This is a genomic window from Streptomyces sp. NPDC094032 (genome assembly GCF_040303965.1).
Lineage (GTDB): Bacteria > Actinomycetota > Actinomycetes > Streptomycetales > Streptomycetaceae > Streptomyces.
Genome location: NZ_JBEOUE010000001.1, coordinates 482,152 through 501,666, shown reverse-complemented (window position 1 = coordinate 501,666; position 19,515 = coordinate 482,152). Strand labels below are relative to the sequence as shown.

Genomic DNA, 19,515 nt, shown 5'->3' with positions numbered 1-19,515 from the left:
AACGGGCCGTCCGGCCACCCCGGTTCACTTCTCGCCTCCTCACGGCTCCCGCGCCGTCGGGACGCCCCGTGCTGCCCGCACGCCTCCTCGACCCTCCCTTCTCACCCGACAGGATCCGCCTCCGTGGCTACCTTCCTCTCCCGGCTCGGCCGCTTCGCCTTCCGAAGGCGCTGGCTGGTCGTCCTCCTCTGGCTCCTCGCCCTCGTCGGTGCGGGCTTCGCCGCCTCGACCGCCCCGCCCCCTCCCGCGGACACCTTCTCGATGCCGGGTACGGAGTCCCAGAAGGCCTTCGACCTGCTCCAGGAGAAGTTCCCGGCCGCCCGCGCCGACGGCGCCGCCGCCAGGGTCGTCATCCGCGCCCCCGGCTCCGAGCGGATCACCTCGCCCGCGCGCCGGGCCCAGGTCGAGGCACTCGTCGCCGACCTGTCCAAGGCGCCTCAAGTCGCCGCGGTAGCCGACCCGTTCGCGACGAACGCGGTGAGCTCCGACCGTACGACCGGCTACGCCTACGTCACGTACGGGGCCTCCGCCACCGCGCTCACCGACCAGGCGCACGACGGTCTCACCCGGGCCATGGAGCGGGCCCGCGGTGCGGGGCTGGTCGTCGAGGCCGGTGGTGACGCCGTCAGGATCGACCAGGCGATGAGCGGCACCGGCGAGAAGCTGGGCATCCTCGTCTCCGCCGTGGTCCTGCTGCTCACCTTCGGCTCCCTGATCGCCGCCGGGATGCCCCTGCTCACGGCTCTCATCGGGGTGGGCATCGGCATCAGCGCCATCACGGCGCTCGGCAGCACCTTCGGTCTGTCGTCCACGACCACGACGCTGGCGATGATGATCGGCCTGGCCGTCGGCATCGACTACGCCCTGTTCATCGTCTCCCGCTACCGCTCCGAGATGGCCGAGGGGCGGGAGCGCGCGGACGCCGCCGCCCGTGCCGTGGGCACCGCCGGTTCGGCCGTCGTCTTCGCCGGGCTCACGGTGGTCATCGCCCTGTCCGGGCTCGCGGTGGTGAACGTGCCGATGCTCACCAAGATGGGCCTCACCGCGGCCGGGACCGTCGCCGTGGCCGTGCTCGTCGCCCTCACCTTCGTCCCCGCCCTCCTCGGCTTCGCCCCGGTCAGGGTGCTGGCCCGCCGGGACCGCAAGCAGTACACCGGCAAGCCGCTGTCGCGGCGTCAGCAGCGGAGGGCCGACCGGCGCGCCGCCCGCACCAGGCCCAACCTGGGCGCCCGTTGGGCCGGTCTCGTGCTGCGCCGCCCGGTCGTCGTGCTGCTGGTCGGGGTCCTGGGTCTCGGGGCCGTCGCCGTGCCGGCCGCGAGTCTCGAACTGGGGCTGCCGGGCGAGGGCACCATGGCCCCGGACACCACCCAGCGCAAGGCGTACGACCTGTTGTCGGACTCGTTCGGCCCCGGGTTCAACGGGCCGCTGACCGTCACCGTCGAGGCGAAGGACGCGAAGGCGGCGGCGGAGCGGGTGCGGACGGCCCTGGAGGGGGTCCGGGGCGTCGCCTCGGTCTCCCCGGTCACGGCCAATCCGGCCGGTGACACGGCCCTGGTGACCGTCGTCCCCGAGACCGGTCCGACCGAGGCGCGGACCGAGGAGCTGGTGCGCTCCCTGCGCGAGGCGGCGGGCGGTCTGGAGAACCGGACGGGTGCCACGGAGATCCTGGTGGCCGGGCAGACCGCGATGTTCATCGACTTCTCCCGGACGCTCGACGACGCCCTGCTCCCCTACCTGGCGCTGGTGGTCGGCCTGGCCTTCCTCCTGCTCATGCTGGTCTTCCGCTCGGTGCTCGTCCCGCTCAAGGCGGCCCTGGGCTTCCTGTTGTCGGTGAGCGCGGCGCTCGGCGCGGTGGTGGCCGTCTTCCAGTGGGGCTGGCTCGCGGACCTGTTCGGCGTCGACCACCCCGGCCCGGTGATGAGCACCCTGCCGATCTTCATGATCGGTGTGGTCTTCGGCCTGGCGATGGACTACGAGGTCTTCCTGGTGTCGCGGATGCGTGAGGCGCACGCCCACGGCGCCGGTACCGGCGAGGCGGTCGTCACCGGATTCCGCTACGGCGGCCGGGTCGTGAGCGCCGCGGCGATCATCATGGCCAGCGTCTTCTCGGGGTTCATCCTGGAGGACAACGACTTCGTGAAGATGATCGGCTTCGGTCTCGCCGCCGCGGTCCTCTTCGACGCCTTCGTCGTCCGCATGGCGATCGTGCCCGCCCTGTTCGCCCTGCTGGGCAGGTCCGCCTGGTGGCTGCCCCGCTGGCTGGACCGGCTCCTGCCGCGCCTCGACGTCGAGGGCGAGCGGCTGGCGGGGGACGGCGGGACCGTGCCGGGGGACGCCGCGCGGGAGCGGCACCTTGTGGGCTGACCCGTACGGGAAGGGGGGCGGCGCGCCGGAGCTCGTCGCTCCGGCGCGCCGCCCCCTTCACGGCGGATCGGTCAGGACGTCACCTGCCGAGGTACGCGTGGTGGACGTCCAGCGAGGAGCGGTTGCCCTGCTTGTCCACGACCACGGCGCGCAGCGAGACCGCCTGGCCCTTGTCCGGGGTGCGCACCAGGGCCTTGCCGTACGCGACGGGGACCGGGGCCCAGTTCCTGCCGGAGTCGTACGAGGCGTACACGGCAAGGGACTTGAGGTTCCCGCCGGCCGCGGCGCCCTGGACGGTCAGCGGCACGACCTGGACCTGCCGGGCCGGTGCGGTGCCGTCGAGGCCGACGGCCGCGCCGAAGCGGACCGTGGAGAGCGGCAGCCGGGTCTCGGCGGCCGTCCGGGCGGAGCGGAACTCCCAGCTCGCGTCGATGCGCGTGGCGGTGGTCGCCACGGCGGGGTCGCGGGTGACGGAGGTCGACAGCCGGTAGGCGCCGTCGGCGGCGGGCAGCGTCAGCCGGGAGCGGTCGACCGGCAGGGCGGTCTCCGTGACCTTCACCCCGTCGCGCAGGAGCGTGGTCTTCGCGGAGGCGAGGACCGAGCGGCCGGCGTGGCCCTGGCCGTCGGTGAAGAACGGGATGTCGCCGGTGATCTCGTCACCGGTGCGGTTGAGCCCGTACCGGGTGTCGAGGCGGGGGCTGAGGACCCCGGCGTTGAAGATCTCGTCGTAGCTCTGTCCGCCCAGGTAGGTCTTGGGGCCCTCCGGCGGGAAGCCCACTTCGGTGGTCCAGCTCTCCGTGGTCCGGCTCATCTGCTGGAAGCCCAGCTCCCAGCGGGCCTTGTCGAGGGACGACAGGTACAGGGTGCGTTCGGCGGGCAGCGGGACGGGCGACGCGGCGAGCGAGAAGAACATCGGCGGCGCGTCGGGGACGGTTGCCGTGGGGAAGACCGCCCCGCTCTTGCCCGGGACCGAGGCGCCGAGGCCGAGGCGGACGGTGGCCAGGTCGTCCGGGCCGAGGTGGCGGGTGTATCCGGTGACGAAGCGGTCGGACCGGCCGCCCATGGAGACCTGGTAGTCCTTGGTGCCGTCGTTCCACGCGCCGGACCACAGGTGGCCGAGCCGGCCGGTGGTGGCGGGCCCGAGGTGGGCGGTGCGCAGCCCGGCGAAGCTCTCCAGGAAGGCGATGGTCGTCTGGCCGAAGTCGCCCAGCTCGTACGAGAAGACGGCGAGGGCGCTGGTGGGCTTGGCGGCCGGGTTCGGGACGGTGATGTCCACCGGCTTCGCGGCGCGCGCGTCGAGGGTGACGGTCTGGGTGCCGGTGATCTCCAGGACCGGCTGGACCAGCCAGTTGGTGCCGCCGGTGGGGCCGTCGATGTGGCTGTCGAGGTAGTAGGAGCCCTTGGGGAGGCGGACCGTGGAGCTGCCCGAGCCGGAGACGACGGACGCCTCCTTGCGGAAGAGGTCCGGCGTCAGGCCGCGGACGGAGCTGCCGAAGCCGGTGGCGGGCTTGCCCTCCTCGCCGATGTGCTCGAAGGTCACGTCGTAGGCCTCGGCCTCGCGCTGGACCACGGCGGGGGTGCGCACGCTCTGCCTGTCGCCCGCCGCGAGGACCTGGACGGAGTACACGCCGTCGAGGGTGCCGCCGGGGCGGGTGTCGTTGGTGAGGTCCACGGTGGCGGTGCCGCCGGCCGGGACGGTCAGCCGGTCGGCGCCGAGGCTGAAGAAGCCGGCCGGGGCCGGGTTGCCCTGCGGGTCGCGGGCGTCGAGCGTGAGGGCGAGCGTGACGGGCTGATCGCCCGTGTTGCGGTAGGTGAGCTGCTTCGTCCGCACCGGGTCGTCGGCGTGCGGCCACTGGGCGACGCCGAAGTTGAGGCCGGTGGGCGTGAAGACGGTCTGCCGCAGGGCCGCGTCGACCTGGACCAGGCCGGTGCCGCCGGCGAGGAGTCCGTACGGGCCGGCCTTGGTGGAGCTGGTGAGGGCGCCCTTCAGCTCGGCGTACGTCCAGTGCGGGTAGCGCTGCTTGAGGATCGCGGCGGCGCCGGCGACGTGCGGGGTCGCCATGGAGGTGCCGGAGATCGTCAGATAGCCGTCGGGGTTCTGGCCGTGGATCCCGGCCAGGGCGCTGCCGGGGGCGGCGGCGGCCGTGATGTCGACGCCGGGCGCGGTGAGGTCGGGCTTGACGCCGCCGTCGCCGACGCGCGGTCCCCGGCTGGAGAAGGGGGCCAGCGCTTCGGCGTCGTCGACGGCGCCGACGGTCAGCGCGGCTTCGGCGCTGCCCGGGGACTCCACGGTGGAGTCGTCGGAGCCGGAGTTGCCCGCGGCGACGGCGAAGAGGACGCCCTTCTCGGCGGAGAGCCGGTTGACGGCGGCCTCCAGCGGGTCGGTCTCGGGGGTGTCCATCCCGCCGAGGCTGAGGTTGACGATGTCGGCGCCCTGGGCGACGGCCCAGTCCATGCCGGCGAGGACCCCGGAGTCGCTGCCGAAGCCGTCGTCGTCGAGGACCTTGCCGTTGAGCAGGCGCGCGCCGGGGGCGACGCCCTTGTAGAGGCCGTTGGACTTGGCGCCGGTGCCGGCGGCGGTGGAGGCGACGTGGGTGCCGTGGCCCTGGCGGTCCTTGGCGTCGGCGGCGGTGCTGAAGTTCTGCTCGGCGACGACCTGGCCGGCCAGGTCGGGGTGGGTGGCGTCGATGCCGGTGTCGAGCACGGCGATCTTGACGCCCTTGCCGTCGTAGCCCGCCGCCCAGGCCTGCGGGGCGCCGATCTTCGCCACGCTCTTGTCCAGGTGGGCCCGGCGTCCGCCGTCGAGCCAGACCCGGTTGACGCCGGGGGTGGCCACGGCGGAGTCGCGCCGGGTGTCGGTGAGCGCGGACCAGAGGGATCCGGCGGCGCCGGACGGGGTCTGGACGGCTTCCGCGTTCAGCGCCTTGAAGGTCTTGCGTACGGCGGTCCCGGGGGCGTCGCGGACCTCGGTGCGGGCGGCGGTCGCCGCGGATCCGGCGTACTCGACGATCACCTTGAGCCCGCCGCGCTGCGCGGCGGCGGTCTCGGGGCGGGTGAGCTCGGTGAGGTCGAACAGGCGCCGGTCGAGCCGGCCGGTGGCGACGAGGCGTTCCGCGTCGGCGGGCACGGCGAGGGTGCGCCCGTTGGTGACGCGTATCCAGACGGGGATCTTCTCGCGGCCCGCGCCGTGTTCGACGCGGACGGGCCTGCCCTTGGCGTCCACGGTCACGCGGTCGCCGGTGATCAGGGTGACGGTCTTCAGGGGCCCGGCGGCGCTCGCCGCCGCCGTCGTGGTGCCCGGGGGCGTGGGCGTCGCCCCGGCGGGGGCGGCCAGGCCCGTGGCGAGGGCGGCGACGGCCGTGGCGAGGGCGAGGGCCCCCGTCCTGCGCCGGGTCGTGCGGAGGGGTCGGTACAACGCTTCTCCTGGTGCTGGAGGTCGCCTGCCCGGGCCGGGTGGGGACGGGCCGGGACGCGGGGTTCCGCGTCGCCGTGGCGCTTGTTCCCGCAGTTCACCGGGTGTGCGGATTGTTCAGCAGCCCCGTTCCGTACTACTGAACAACTGTTTCTCGCGTGGCTGGTGGGGCACTTGCGACGGATCGCGCCGGGTTCCTACCGTGGGAGGCACCTTGATCGACTGAGGGGGGCCCGATGGGACGGCCGGAGAAGGAGCTCGACCCGACGGCGGGTCCGGTGGCGGGCTTCGCCCACGAGTTGCGCGCGCTGCGCCGGGAGGCGGGCGGTCCCTCGTACCGGGAGCTGGCCCGGCGGGCCGGGTATTCGGTGACGGCGCTCTCCCAGGCGGCCGCCGGAGAGAAGCTGCCGACGCTGCCCGTCGCCCTCGCGTACGTCGCCGCCTGCGGCGCCGACCCCCGCGAGTGGGAGCCGCGCTGGCACGCCGCGGAGGCGGAGCGGCTCGCGGGACTCGTCGCCGCGGCGGACGAGCGGAGCGACCCGCCCTACCGTGGCCTGGCCCGCTTCGAACCCCGGGACGAGGCTGTCTTCTTCGGGCGCGAGCAGCTCACCGACGAGCTGACGGAGCTGGTCGCCACGCACCGCTTCAGCGTCGTCTTCGGCCCGTCCGGCAGCGGCAAGTCGTCCCTGCTGCGCGCCGGACTGCTCCCCCGGCTTGCCCGCTCCCAGGCGCCGCTGCCCCGGGCCGCCGCCCTGCGGGTCCTCACGCCCGGCGCCCACCCGATGCGGACCCACGGCGGGCTGCTCGCCCCGGCCGGAGGGGAGGGCGAGACCTGGCTGGTGGTGGACCAGTTCGAGGAGCTGTTCACGCTGTGCGCCGACGCGCGGGAGCGGAACGACTTCCTCGCCGCTCTCCTGGAGGCCCGCCGGGCGGACAGCGGACTGCGGGTGGTGCTCGGTGTGCGCGCGGACTTCTACGGGCGCTGCCTCGCCCACCCAGGCCTGGCCGCCGCCGTCCGGGAGGCCGCCCTCCCGGTGGGTCCGCTGACCCCGGCGGAGCTGCGCGGGGCGATCGTGAAGCCGGCGGCCGCCGCCGGGCTGCTCGTCGAACGGGCCCTGACCGCCCGTCTGGTGGAGGAGGTCGCCGTCGAGCCCGGCAGCCTCCCGCTGCTCTCCCACGCGCTCCTGGAGACCTGGCGCCGCCGGCGCGGCCGCACCCTGACCCTGGAGGGGTACCACGCGGCGAGCGGACTGCACGGCGCCATCGCGCAGACCGCCGAGGAGCTGTACGCGGACCTCACCCCCGGCCAGGCCGAGGCGGCTCGCCGCATCCTGCTGAGCCTGATCACCCCGGGCGACGGCGCCCCGGACACCCGCCGTCCCGTGCACCGCGCCGAACTCGGCCGCGCCGGGTCCGCGTCCGACGCGCGGACCGTCCTCGACCGGCTGGTCCGCGCGCGGCTCGTCACACTCGACCGGGACACCGTCGACCTGGCCCACGAGGCGCTGATCACCGCGTGGCCCCGGCTGCGCGGCTGGATCGACGAGAGCCGCGAGCGGCTGCGCCGGCACCGGCGGCTTGCCCAGGCGGCGCGCAACTGGCGGGGGCGGCAGCGCGACAGCGGGGCCCTGCTGCGCGGCGGCGAACTGGCCGAGGCCGAGCTCAGTTTCGGCGCCGCCCGGGTCCGCGACGAACTGACTCCCCCGGAGCGCGAGTTCCTGCGCGCCAGCACGGCGGCGCGCACCAGGGCCCGGTGGACCCGGCGCGCGGTGAGCTCGGCGGTGGCCCTGCTCGTCGTCCTCGCCACGGTCGCCGGGGCGGCGGCCTTCCAGCGCGGGCGCGACAGCCGGGAGCAGCGGGAGCGGAGCGTCCAGGAGCGTGCGGAGAGCCACCGCCAGCGCGACGAGGCGGCGGCCCGCCGGGTGGCCGCGCTGGCCCAGGGGACCCGCGCCTCGGACCCGGCCCTGGCGATGCGGCTGAGCCTCGCCGCGTGGGCCCTGAAACCGACGACGGAGACCCGCTCGGCGCTGCTCGGGGCGTACGCGCAGCCGGAGTCGGACACGTACGACGTCCCCGACCCGGAGGGATCGCCGCCGAGTTCCGCCATCGCGCCGGTCCGGCTGAGCGCGGACGGCCGCGTCGCCGTCACGGTCGGCGAGACCCGTATGCGCGCGTGGGACGTCACGGCGCGCCGGGCGGCCGGGCCGCCGGTCCCCGTCTCGTACGACCGCTGGGTGAGCGGGGTGGCCCCCGACGGGCGGACGGCGCTCCTGACGTACCCGTTCCAGAGCGCGCGGCCCAGCGTCCAGCGGTGGGACCTGGTCACGGGCCGTGCGGTCGGCACCCCGTGGCGTACGAACTGGTCGGCCCGCGGTTACGCGCCCGACGGCCGCAGCACGGTGGACACCTGGGTCGACGCGGCGGGCCGGTCGGGCCTCGCGCTCCGGGACGTGCGGGACGGCCGGCTGCTGTTCACCCGGCCCACGGGCCGCGACCCGCGGTGGGCGATGAGCCCCGACGGCGGCCTGCTGGCGCTGTGCGCGGAGGGGGCGGACGCGCGGGCGCGGGAGAGGGCGGACGTCCCGCTGGAGATCTGGGACGTCGTCAGGGGCCGCAGGCTGTCCGCGACCTGGCCCGGCGCGTGCGCCGCCGACTCCTTCGGGTTCAGCGGGGCCGGCCGGACGATGACGGCCCGGACCGCCGAGGGGCTGCGCTTCTGGGACCCGGTCACCGGGCGGCGGCCCGCACCGGTCCGGCACGCGGGTCTGACCGACGCGACGACCAGCGCCGACGGGCGGTTCGCCGTCGGGGCGGACGGCCGCGAGATCCTGCTCTGGCGGCTGGCGGCACCCGGGAAGCCGGTGTTCCGCTTCCCGCTGGCCAACGAGGTCGCCACCCAGCTCAGGATCGACACGGCGGCCGGGGTGATCCGCTATCTGACCGAACGCCACCGCTCCGACACCGTCGTGCGCACCGTCTCCTACGGCCCCGCCGCGGACGCCGCCTGGAGCCGGGACCCCGCGTCCCGGGGCGCGTTCAGCCAGGACGCCGGGACGGTCGCGGTGGACCGGCGCCGGGGCGGCTCGACGTACTTCGAGGCGTACCGTGTCGCGGACGGGCGCCGTATCGCGCGCACCCCCGGCACGGTCTGCGCGGAGGACGGCCCGCCGCGGGTCGACGAGGAGTGCCACACGCTGTTCGCGCTCAGCCCCGACGGCCGGACCCTGGTCCACGGCAGGACGAGCCTGGCGGGGGACGAGGAGCGCGCGCCCTACCGGGATCTGACCCTGTGGGACGTACGGGGCGACGCGCCCGCCCGCCCGCTCGCGGACGCCCGGCCGCCGTTCTCCGCGCGCCTGCCGATGACCGGGCTCGCCTTCACCCCGGACGGACGCTCCCTGCTCGTCACCCGCTTCGGCATGGACACCGTCGACATCTGGGACCTGGCCCAGGGACGGCGCACCCGGCCGGGCACCCAGTCCGCGTCCCACTTCAAGCTCTTCGCATCCTCGCTCTCACGCCCCGCGCCGCCCCTGGTGCGCCCCGACGGCAAGCTGGTCGTCACCGCCCGGGACGTGTTCGCGCTGCCCGGCGGCGGGACCACCGCGCGCGGTCTGAACATGGACGACACCGGTGTGCTCGCCTTCGCTCCGGACGGCACCCGGCTGGCCGTCGGCGACAGCGCGGGCGGGGTGACCCTCTGGGACGGCGAGGTCTCCCGTCGCCGGGGCTCCCTGCTCGGCACCGAGCACGCCGCCCGCCGGGGGACCGTCGAAGCCGTGAAGGCGCTGGCCTTCTCCCCGGACGGTGCGACCCTCGCCGTCGCGGGCGACGCCGGCACGCTCCAGCTCTGGGACGTGGCGTCGGGCCAGCCGCTCGGCGGCCCGCTGCCGACACCGGGCGACGGCATCGTCGCCGTGGCCTTCACCGCCGACGGGCGGACCGTACACAGCGTGGGCGAGCACAGCGGTGTCCGCTCGCACCCGGTGGACCCCGGGCGCCTGACGGCGTCCGTGTGCGCGCGGGCGGGCGGCGGACTCTCGCCGGCCGACTGGCGGACGTACCTGCCGGGCATCGCGTACCGGAAGGTGTGCTGACCGGAAGGTGTGCGGAAAGTGTCCGGAAGGTGTGCTGACGGGAAGATCTGCCGATCGGCGTCCGCGGCCTTGCGCGACCGGGCGCGGATCCCTAGTCTCCGGCGCAATGGTTAGGAATATTTCCTAACCATTGCGGTTCCGCTCGGGGTCGCACGCGGCCCACCCCCCACTGGTGCATCACTTCACCCGAGGACGCCCGATGTCACACGCACCTCAGCACCGTTCCGCGCACCGCTCCCCCCGATGGCGTCGCCCCCTCGCGGGCCTCGCCGTCGCCGCCACCGCCGTGACCGGGCTCACCGGTCTCGCGCCCGCCGCCGACGCCGTGGCGGCCGGTCCCGCCGTGCCCTTCGGCAGTCATACCCAGCCGTATGCCGCCGGGACCCTGAAGCCGAGCGGGGCGCAGGCCACGCTCGACCAGAAGACCGTCGACTACTACACCAAGTGGAAGGCGGCCTTCGTCCGCCAGAACTGCGGCAACGGCTGGTACCAGGTCATCTCCCCCGACGCCGACCACCCGTACGTCGCCGAGGCACAGGGCTACGGCATGGTCATCGCCGCCACCATGGCGGGCGCCGACCCGGACGCGAAGAAGATCTTCGACGGACTGACGAAGTGGATGATCGACCACCCGTCCTCCATCAACCGTGACCTGCTCGCCGCCGAACAGGACAGCTCCTGCAAGAGCGTCAACGGCACCGACGCCGCCACCGACGGCGATCTGGACGTCGCGTACGGGCTGCTCCTCGCGGACAGACAGTGGGGCAGCGCGGGCACGTACGACTACAAGGCCCTGGCCCTCAAGCACATCGCCGCCATCAAGAAGGACGAGGTCAACCCCACCACCAAGCTGCTGAAGCTGGGCGACTGGAGCAGCTCGGGCGACCAGTACTACTACATCACCCGCACCTCGGACTGGATGATCGACCACTTCCGCGCCTTCCGCACCGCGAGCGGCGACTCCACCTGGGACACCGTCCGCACCGCCCACCAGAACCAGATCACCAACCTCCAGACGAAGTACGCGCCGAACACCGGCCTGCTGCCCGACTTCGTCGTCAACACCAACACCACCCCGAAGCCCGCGCCCGGCCAGGTCCTGGAGGACCCGAACGACGGCGCCTACTGGTGGAACGCCTGTCGCACGCCCTGGCGGATCGCGGACGACGCGGTGACCAGCGGCGACGCCGCCTCCCTCGCCGCCGCGCGCAAGCTCAACACCTGGATCAAGACCAAGACCGGCGGCGACCCGAAAAAGATCGCCGTCGGCTACAAGCTGAACGGGACGCAGATCTCCTCGGGCAGCGAGGCCGCCTTCTTCGCGCCGTTCACGGTCGCGGCGATGACCGACCCGGGCAGCCAGGCCTGGCTCGACGCGCTGTGGAACAAGATGCTGGCGACCCCGGTCGACACCAGCAGCTACTACTCCGCGAGCATCCAGCTCCAGGTCATGATCACCGCCTCCGGCAACCACTGGGTCCCGTAGCCACGCGCACCCCGGACGCCCGCGCCGCCGACCCGAAGGGCGCGCGGCCGTCCGGGGTGCCAGGCTGGACCGTGGGGGGCGTGACGGACCTGCGATGGGAGCACCCCGTGATCACCACCGACTTCTCCCCCGGCTCCCCCTGCTGGCTCGACCTGGGCACCCCCGACGTCCCGGCCGCCGCGGCCTTCTACGGGGCCGTGTTCGGCTGGGAGTACGAGGCCATGGGCGGGTCGGGGGACGCCCAGGGCGCCGAGGACGCCGAGCAGTTCGAGGGCGGCATGTTCCGCAAGGACGGCAAGGTCGTCGCCGGGCTCGGCACGCTCACCGAGCCGGGGGCGCGCTCCGCTTGGATGATCTACTACAGCGTCGCCGACGCCGATGCCACGACCCGGGCGGTCGAGCGGGGCGGCGGCACGGTCCGGGTCGCCCCGAGAGACCTCGACGAGTGGGGTCGGATGGCGCAGTACAGCGACCCGCTCGGGGGCCAGTTCGCCGTCTGGCAGCCGGGCACGAACAAGGGGGCCGAGCTCGTGGACGAACCGGGCTCGCTGTCCTGGACCGAGCTGTACACGACGGACGCCGCCGCGGCCAAGGCGTTCTACGCCGACGTCCTCGGCTGGTGGTACAGCGACATGGAGATGCCGGGCGGCGAGGGCACGTACAGCCTCATCACGCCCGCCGGGCTCCCCGCCGAGCGCATGCACGGCGGCCTCCTGCAACTCCCCGCGGACCAGCTCCCCCTGGCGGGCGGGCGCCCGTACTGGCACCCGGTCTTCGCCGTGACCGACTGCGACGCCACGGTCGCCGAGGCCACCGGGAACGGCGGCACCGTGCAGATGGGGCCGGCCGACGTGCCGGGCGTGGGCAGGCTGGCGGTCTGTCTCGACCCGGCGAACGCGGACTTCGTCGTCCTGGCACCGGAAGCGGGCTGACTCCCCGCCCCGGCGGCGCCGGGACCCGCTACCGTACCGACGAGTAGGGGGCGGGTCGCCGCCCCGTGGTCCCAGGGCGAGGGGTGAGGGCGAATGGCGATGGCGCGGGCGAGGGAACGGCAGCGGCGCCTGGAGGAGAGCGCGGTGGTCGACGCGCCGCCCGCGACGGTCTACCGGCTCGTGTCGGAGCTGCGGAACATGGGGCGCTGGAGCCCGGAGTGCCGGTCCGTGTGGGTGCTGTCGCGGACGTCGGCGCGGGCCGGGACGCGGTTCGTCGGGTTCAACCGGCGGGGGCCGTTCCTCTGGTTCACGCTGGGCCGGGTGGTCGAGGCACACCAGGACCGCGCGTTCGCCTTCGACGTCGGCGTCTTCGGTCTGCCGATCGCCCGCTGGGGCTACCGGTTCGAGGCGGAGGGCGCGGGCACCCGGGTCACCGAGTTCTGGGAGGACCTGCGGTCCGGCGGGCCCCGGGGCAGGGTCGCCGACCTCCTCGGCATGGTCTTCGCCGGTACGCACCCGGCCCGCCGGATCGCCCTCAACCGGGCCGGAATGCGCGCCACCCTGACCGCGATAGCGGGGACCGCAGCCCTCAGCCGTCCGGGGGCGTGAGGGGCCGACCGGGCTCGTGAGGGCGGCTCCGGCCCCCTCACGCCCGCCTACGGCCCGCCGTCGACCACCCGGCGCCTGCTTACTGCCAGTCGTCCCACGGCGGGGCGACCTCGTCCTCGTCGAACGGGGGCTCCTCGTCCGGGTCGAAGGTCGGCCCGTCACCCTGCGGCGCCGGGCGCCCCGCCCGCGCGCCACCGCCCGCGCCACGGCCCGAGGCAGCGGCCGGAGCCGGGGAGGCGGGTGCCGGAGCGGGTACGGCGGCGGGCTCAGCGTCCGGCGCCCCCGGCGCCGCACCCGACGGGTCCTGCGAGGCCCCGGTGTGCTCCGCCAGCGCGTCCAGGACGCCCTGGCCGTACTTGGTCAGCTTGGCCTCGCCGACGCCTCCGACGGTCGCCAGCTCCTCGATGGTGCCCGGCAGCCGGGTCGCGATCTCCCGGAGCGTCGCGTCGTGGAAGACGACGTACGCCGGGACGCCCTGCTCGCGGGCGGCGGCGGCCCGCCAGGCGCGGAGGGCCTCGAAGACGGGCACAGCGGTGGCCGGGAGGTCGACGGGCACCCGGGCGCCCTTCGAGGAACGGGACCCGGACTCCTTGCGGGACGGAGCGGCCGGGGCCTTCTCCTTCCGCATCGGGACGCTGCGGCGTCCGCCGAGGACCTCGCCGCTGCCGTCCGTGAGGACGAGCGTCCCGTAGTCGCCCTCCACCGCGAGCAGCCCCTGCGCGAGGAGCTGGCGCACGACGCCCCGCCACTCGGCCGTGGTCAGGTCCGCGCCGATGCCGAACACGGAGAGCGTGTCGTGGTCGAACTGGATGACCTTGGCCGTCTTCTTGCCCTGGAGGATGTCGATGATCTGGCCGGCGCCGAACTTCTGGCGCCGCTCCTTCGCCAGCCGCCACACCGTGGACAGCAGCTTCTGCGCGGCGACCGTGCCGTCCCAGGACTCGGCCGGGGTCAGGCAGGTGTCGCAGTTGCCGCACGGCTCGGCCTTCTGCCCGAAGTACGCGAGGAGCCGGACGCGGCGGCACTCGACGGTCTCGCAGAGCGCGAGCATCGCGTCCAGGTGCGCGGCCAGGGAGCGGCGATGGGCGTCGTCGCCCTCGGACCCGTCGATGAGCTTGCGCTGCTGGACGACGTCCTGGAGGCCGTACGCCAGCCAGGCCGTCGCCGGGGCTCCGTCACGGCCGGCGCGGCCGGTCTCCTGGTAGTAGCCCTCGACGGACTTCGGCAGGTCCAGGTGGGCCACGAAGCGGACGTCGGGCTTGTCGATGCCCATGCCGAAGGCGATCGTGGCGACCACCACGACGCCGTCCTCGCGCAGGAAGCGGGCCTGGTTCGCGGCGCGCGTGCCGGCGTCCATGCCCGCGTGGTACGGGACGGCGTCCACGCCGTTCTCCACGAGGAAGGCGGCGGTCTTCTCGACCGAGGCCCGGGACAGGCAGTAGACGACTCCGGCGTCCCCGTCGTGCTCGGTGCGGATCAGCTCCAGGACCTGCTTGAGCGCGTTGTTCTTGGGGGCGATGCGGTACTGGATGTTCGGCCGGTCGAAGCTGGCGACGAAGTGCCGGGCCTCGCGCAGTCCCAGCCGTCCGGCGATCTCGGCGTGGGTGGCCTCGGTGGCCGTCGCCGTCAGCGCGATCCGGGGCACCTTGGGCCAGCGCTCGTGGAGCATGGACAGGGCGAGGTAGTCGGGCCGGAAGTCGTGACCCCACTGGGCGACGCAGTGGGCCTCGTCGATGGCGAAGAGGGAGATCTTCCCCCGGTCGAGCAGCCGCTGCATGCCCTCGGTGCGCAGCCGCTCGGGGGCCAGGTAGAGGACGTCCAGCTCGTCGGCGAGGAAGGCCCGCTCGACCTCCTGCCGCTGATACCCGTCCTGCATCGAGTTGAGGAAGCCGGCCCGCACGCCGAGGGCGGTAAGCGCGTCCACCTGGTCCTGCATCAGCGCGATGAGGGGGGAGATCACCACGCCCGTGCCCTCTCTGACGAGCGCGGGGATCTGGTAGCAGAGCGACTTGCCGCCGCCGGTCGGCATGAGCACGAGGGCGTCGCCGCCTGCGACGACCTGCTCGATGATCTCTTCCTGCTCGCCGCGGAAGGAGCCGTAACCGAAGACGCGGTGCAGTACCCGCAGGGCGTCGGAGGTCTCGGTGGAAGCGTCGGTGAGGGCCATTCGAAAAGCCTATCCGCCCGGACGGACACCCTTGGCCGAGCCACCGCAACCTGTGGATAACCCAAAAAGCGGTAACAGCGTTACCCATAGGCTACGGTGTTACCCATGAGCACGCCGTATCAGGATGCCCAGCGCGCCGGCCAGGACGCCGTCCGCACCACGATCCTCGACCGCTCCATCGATCTGCTGGTCGCGGAGGGGCCCGCCGCGCTGACGATGCGGCGGATCGCCGCCGACATCGGCTCGTCGACCAAGGTCCTCTACACCATGTTCGGCGGGAAGGAGGGGCTGCTCGACGCCCTCTACCGCGAGGGCTTCGCCCGCCTGCGCCGCGCACAGGAAGGGGTGCCCCGCGCCGGCGACCCGCTCGCCCACCTCACCCGGCTCGGCCGGGCGTACCGGGCGCACGCCCTGGCCGAGCCGGCCTACTACCGGGTGATGTTCGAGCAGCCGGTGCCGGGCTTCCGGCCGACCCCGGACGCGCTCGCCGTCGCCGAGGGCGCCTTCGAGGCCTCCGCCGACGCGGTCGCCGCGTGCATGACGGCCGGGATCTTCCGGCCGGGCGACGCCCACGAGCTCGCGAAGCTGCTGTGGGCCGCCTCGCACGGCGCGGTGAGCCTGGAGATCGCCGGCCACTTCACGCCGGAGGAGGCCGCCGCCCGCTACGACGCGCTGATGACGGCGGTGGCCCGGTCCTTCCTCACCGAATCGACCGCTCCCCCGACCGATCCCCCCTCCCCCACCGCCGACGGCAGCGAAGGAGCGACCGCGTGACGATCGAGCGACGACACCGCAACCGCTATCTCTCCGGGCGCTTCGCCCCCGTCACCGAGGAGGTGACCGCCTACGACCTGCCCGTCACCGGACGGATACCGGCCCACCTCGACGGCCGCTATCTGCGCAACGGGCCCAACCCGCTGGGCGTCGAGGACCCCGCCGCGCATCTGTGGACCCTCGGCGCGGGCATGGTGCACGGCGTGCGGATCAGGGGCGGGCGGGCCGAGTGGTACCGCAATCGCTGGGTCCGCTCCGGCGCCGTCGCCGAGCGGCTCGGCGAGCCCCGGCGCGGCACGCCGGTCGACGAGCGCCTCGACATCTCGCCGAACGTGCAGGTCGCGGGCCTGGCCGGGCGCACCTTCGCGCTCCTGGAGGGCGGCATCCGCCCGTACGAACTCGGCTACGAGCTGGAGACGGTGGGCCCCTGCGACCTGGGGGCGACGCCGGAGGGGTACAGCGCGAACGCCCACTCGCGCTTCGACCCGCACACCGGCGAACTGCATTCGCTGGCGTTCCGCTACGGCTCCGACGACGTGCAGCACATCGTGATGGACGCCACCGGGACGGTGCGGCGCACGACGACGGTGAGGGTGCCCGGCAACCCGTACATGCACGACTTCGCGCTCACCGAGCATCACGTCCTGCTCTTCGACTCGCCGGTGGTCTTCAGCCCGGCGCATCTGGCGACCGGGGTCCCGTTCGCCTGGGACGAGCGGCGCGGCGCGCGCGTGGGCGTGATGCCGCGCGAGGGTGGCCCGGTGCGCTGGTTCGGCCTCGCGCCGGGGCTGGTGGGGCACACCCTCAACGCGTACGAGCGGGTGGGCGCGGGCGGCCCGGAGATCGTCGTGGACGTCGTGCGGCACGGCGAGGGCTTCGACATCCGGGACGTCGGGTCGAGCCGGCCGACCCTGGACCGCTGGACGATCGACCTCATCGGCGGGTCCGTGCGGGAGGACCGGCTCGACGATCGCGTCCAGGAGTTCCCGCGCGTCGACGCGCGCCACCTGGGCCGCCCGTACCGCTACGGCTACACCGCCGCCGTCGAGCTGTACGCGGCGCCCGCCGGCCCCGGGGACGACCGGCCCGAGGAGGGGTTCAGCAACGCCCTGCTCAAGCACGACATGGTCCGGGGGACCACGCAGGCGCACGAGTTCGGGCGGGACGGGAGCGTCGGGGAGGGGGTCTTCGTCCCCGCGGAGTCGCCTTCGGCGGAGGACGACGGCTACGTCATGGCGTACGTCTTCTCCCCCGAACGGGCCGCGAGCGACCTGGTGATCCTGTCCGCCAGGGACTTCACCGGAGAGCCGCTCGCCCGGATCCATCTGCCGGTCCGCGTCCCGCTGGGCCTGCACGGCAACTGGGTCCCGGGCGACGAGTCGACGGCCGCCCCCGTCCCGGCGGGCTGAACACGATACGAAATCTTGACGTGTTCCTGACTTGGAACCCGCATCCGCCGCCCCTCCTCCGACGTCTTGCCGGATGTCGAACCGGTGTCATGAGGGAGGGCGTCGCCATGGAGAACGCATGGGCCGCGACCGTAGTCGTCCTGGTATTGCTCCTGTTGCTGCTGCGCGGCGGGATGCGTGTGGTGCAGCAGGTCGAGCGCGGGGTCGTGTTCCGCCTGGGCAAGGCGCTGCCGGGCCATCGGCAGCCCGGCATCACCTTCCTCATCCCCTTCGTGGACCGGATACAGAAGGTGAACGTCCAGGTGGCCACGCTGCCCATCCCGACGCAGGAGGGCATCACCCGCGACAACGTCTCGGTGAAGGTCGACGCGGTCGTCTACTACCGCGTCACGGACCCCTCCCGGGCCACGATCGAGGTGCAGGACTACGCCTTCGCCGTCGGCCAGGTCGCGCAGTCCTCGCTCCGCTCGATCATCGGCAAGAGCGACCTGGACGACCTCCTCTCCGACCGGGAACGCCTGCACGAAGGCCTCGCGTTGATGATCGACAGCCCGGCGGCCGGCTGGGGCGTCCACATCGACCGCGTGGAGATCAAGGACGTGCAGCTGCCGGAGTCCCTGAAGCGGTCGATGTCGCGCCAGGCCGAGGCGGAGCGCGAGCGGCGGGCCCGCGTGATCACCGCGGACGGCGAGTTCCAGGCGGCCCAGCAGCTCGCCAACGCGTCCCGCATCATGTCCGACACCCCGGAGGCGATGCAGCTACGCCTCCTCCAGACCGTCGTCGAGGTAGCCGCCGAGAAGAACTCCACCCTGGTGATGCCCTTCCCGGTCGAACTCCTCCGCTACTTCGACCGCGCGGCCCGCCAGTTCGACACGGGCCCGGAGACACCCCGGGAGGCGCCCCCGGAGACCGGGGACAGGCACAGCTAGGCCACGCGATCTTCCTACCGCGACGGCGCGTTCCACGCCGCTGTTAGCCTGCGGGCCATGATCAAGGGCGAACTGGCGGGTCGAATAGGCCGGATGGCGGGGGACAGCGGGCCGGAGCGGGTGCTGGTTGCCGCCAGTTTCGTCAATCGGGTCGGCAATGGGCTGTTCAACGCCGCGTCGGCGCTCTATTTCACCTTGGTCGTGGGCCTGCCCGCGGTGCAGGTCGGGGCCGCGCTCAGCATCGCCGGTGTGATCGGGCTGTGCGCGGGGATACCTGGGGGGCATCTCGCCGACCGGCGGGGCGCACGCGTGATCATGATGCTGGCGCTCGTGGTCCAGGCGATGTCGATGGCGTCGCTCGTCCTCGTCGAGAGCTGGGCCGCGCTCACGGTCGTCGCGACGGTCGACCAGATCGCCGCGGCGGTCGGCGGGGCGGCGTGGGGGGCTCTGGTGGTCCGGGTCGGGGGTGAACGGCCGGCCAGGTTCCGGGCGAAGCTGCGCACCTTCGTCAATCTGGGCGTCGTCCTGGGCACGGTGGGTGCCGGGACGGCGCTGGCCGCGGGCACCCGCGCGGCCTATGTCACGCTGATTCTCGGCAACGCGGCCAGCTTCGCCCTGTGCGCGGTGCTGCTGCTTCTGCTGCCCCGCTATCCGGTGCTGGCGGCGCCCTCGCGCCAGCGGCGCTGGGTCGTCTTCGCGGACCGTCCGTTCCTGACGTTCACCGCCCTGTACGGGGCCATGGGACTGCAATATCCGGTGGTCTCCCTGCTCCTGCCGATCTGGATCTCCCAGCACACCGAGACACCGCGGTGGACGGTGGCCGCGCTGTTCGCGGTCAACTCCGCCTTCTGCATACTCATGCAGACCAGGATCGGCTCCCGTATCGAGACCCCGTACGACGGCGGCAGGGCGTTTCGCACCGCGGGGCTGTTCTTCCTCGTCAGCTGTCCGATGATGGCGCTGGCGGCGTACGCCTCCGTCTGGGTGGCGGCGGGACTGGTCCTGGCGGCGATCTTCGTCCATAGCCTGGGAGAGGTCTGGGAGTCCTCGGCGTGCTTCGCCCTGGGATTCGGTCTTGCCCCCGACCATGCCCAGGGCCAGTACCAAGGTGTCCTCGGCCTCGGCTTCAACGCGGGCCAGGCGCTCGCCCCCGCGATCCTCACCACGGTCGTGCTGGGCCTCGGCACGGCGGGCTGGCTGCTGCTGGGCGTGTTCTTCGCCGTGCTGGGTGCCGCCGGGCCGTCTCTCGCCCGCTGGGGTGTGCGGACCCGGCCGCAGCCGCCGGGCGTTGCCGTCGAAGCGACGCGATGAGCCACTCCCCCGGGCACGGCACGCC

11 protein-coding genes are annotated in these 19,515 nt (G+C 73.8%); 9 read left to right on the top strand and 2 right to left on the bottom strand.

Annotation, left to right across the window (positions count from 1 at the left end):
- Nucleotides 1-123: 123 nt before the first annotated feature.
- Nucleotides 124-2,364 (top strand): MMPL family transporter, encoded by a 2,241-nt coding sequence (locus tag ABTZ54_RS01950; RefSeq protein WP_351655731.1) that lies wholly within the window; start codon nt 124-126, stop codon nt 2,362-2,364.
- 79 nt (nt 2,365-2,443) lie between these two features.
- On the opposite strand, the gene ABTZ54_RS01945 is transcribed toward ABTZ54_RS01950, so the two are convergent.
- A complete protein-coding gene (locus ABTZ54_RS01945; RefSeq protein WP_351655729.1) occupies nt 2,444-5,779 on the bottom strand; it encodes a S8 family peptidase in 3,336 nt (1,111 codons plus the stop codon).
- A 233-nt stretch (nt 5,780-6,012) separates the two neighbouring features.
- Between ABTZ54_RS01945 and ABTZ54_RS01940 the strand changes: the two genes are divergently transcribed.
- The 4 genes from ABTZ54_RS01940 (at nt 6,013) to ABTZ54_RS01925 (ending at nt 12,900) form a co-directional block, all read left to right on the top strand.
- Nucleotides 6,013-9,873: an nSTAND1 domain-containing NTPase gene (locus ABTZ54_RS01940; protein ID WP_351655726.1), complete on the top strand. Its 3,861-nt coding sequence runs from the start codon at nt 6,013-6,015 to the stop codon at nt 9,871-9,873.
- A 199-nt stretch (nt 9,874-10,072) separates the two neighbouring features.
- Nucleotides 10,073-11,359 carry a family 8 glycosyl hydrolase gene (locus tag ABTZ54_RS01935; RefSeq protein WP_351655723.1) on the top strand — a complete coding sequence of 429 codons (1,287 nt, stop codon included), beginning with the start codon at nt 10,073-10,075 and terminating at the stop codon, nt 11,357-11,359.
- Nucleotides 11,360-11,466: 107 nt separating this feature from the next.
- Entirely contained in the window at nt 11,467-12,291 is an 825-nt protein-coding gene (locus tag ABTZ54_RS01930; RefSeq protein WP_351656417.1) for a VOC family protein, read from the top strand.
- A 93-nt stretch (nt 12,292-12,384) separates the two neighbouring features.
- Nucleotides 12,385-12,900: an SRPBCC family protein gene (locus ABTZ54_RS01925; protein ID WP_351655720.1), complete on the top strand. Its 516-nt coding sequence runs from the start codon at nt 12,385-12,387 to the stop codon at nt 12,898-12,900.
- A gap of 79 nt (nt 12,901-12,979) precedes the next feature.
- On the opposite strand, the gene recQ is transcribed toward ABTZ54_RS01925, so the two are convergent.
- The gene (gene recQ, locus ABTZ54_RS01920) at nt 12,980-15,067 is read right to left on the bottom strand and encodes a DNA helicase RecQ (RefSeq protein ID WP_351655717.1); all 2,088 of its coding nucleotides are present in this window, start codon (nt 15,065-15,067) and stop codon (nt 12,980-12,982) included.
- A gap of 105 nt (nt 15,068-15,172) precedes the next feature.
- On the opposite strand from recQ, the gene ABTZ54_RS01915 reads away from it, so the two are divergent.
- The 4 genes from ABTZ54_RS01915 to ABTZ54_RS01900 all read left to right on the top strand — a co-directional run bounded on the left by ABTZ54_RS01915 (nt 15,173) and on the right by ABTZ54_RS01900 (nt 19,490).
- Nucleotides 15,173-15,841, top strand: a complete 669-nt coding sequence (locus ABTZ54_RS01915; protein WP_351655714.1) for a TetR/AcrR family transcriptional regulator — start codon at nt 15,173-15,175, stop codon at nt 15,839-15,841.
- The gene (locus ABTZ54_RS01910; protein WP_351655710.1) at nt 15,838-17,250 is read left to right on the top strand and encodes a carotenoid oxygenase family protein; all 1,413 of its coding nucleotides are present in this window, start codon (nt 15,838-15,840) and stop codon (nt 17,248-17,250) included. Before ABTZ54_RS01915 ends, ABTZ54_RS01910 begins: the two co-directional genes overlap by 4 nt.
- Before the next feature lie 107 nt (nt 17,251-17,357).
- Complete coding sequence (locus ABTZ54_RS01905; RefSeq protein WP_502997158.1) at nt 17,358-18,179, top strand: slipin family protein; 822 nt, start codon at nt 17,358-17,360, stop codon at nt 18,177-18,179.
- Between the two features lie 57 nt (nt 18,180-18,236).
- Nucleotides 18,237-19,490, top strand: a complete 1,254-nt coding sequence (locus tag ABTZ54_RS01900; protein ID WP_351655708.1) for an MFS transporter — start codon at nt 18,237-18,239, stop codon at nt 19,488-19,490.
- Nucleotides 19,491-19,515: the final 25 nt, after the last annotated feature.

Coding starts and splice junctions, on each gene's coding strand:
- ABTZ54_RS01905 (WP_502997158.1), top strand. CDS start 17,358: ATGGAGAACGCATGGGCCGCGACCGTAGTCGTCCTGGTATTGCTCCTG.
- ABTZ54_RS01940 (WP_351655726.1), top strand. CDS start 6,013: ATGGGACGGCCGGAGAAGGAGCTCGACCCGACGGCGGGTCCGGTGGCG.
- ABTZ54_RS01915 (WP_351655714.1), top strand. CDS start 15,173: ATGAGCACGCCGTATCAGGATGCCCAGCGCGCCGGCCAGGACGCCGTC.
- ABTZ54_RS01935 (WP_351655723.1), top strand. CDS start 10,073: ATGTCACACGCACCTCAGCACCGTTCCGCGCACCGCTCCCCCCGATGG.
- ABTZ54_RS01900 (WP_351655708.1), top strand. CDS start 18,237: ATGATCAAGGGCGAACTGGCGGGTCGAATAGGCCGGATGGCGGGGGAC.
- ABTZ54_RS01925 (WP_351655720.1), top strand. CDS start 12,385: ATGGCGATGGCGCGGGCGAGGGAACGGCAGCGGCGCCTGGAGGAGAGC.
- recQ (WP_351655717.1), bottom strand. CDS start 15,067: ATGGCCCTCACCGACGCTTCCACCGAGACCTCCGACGCCCTGCGGGTA.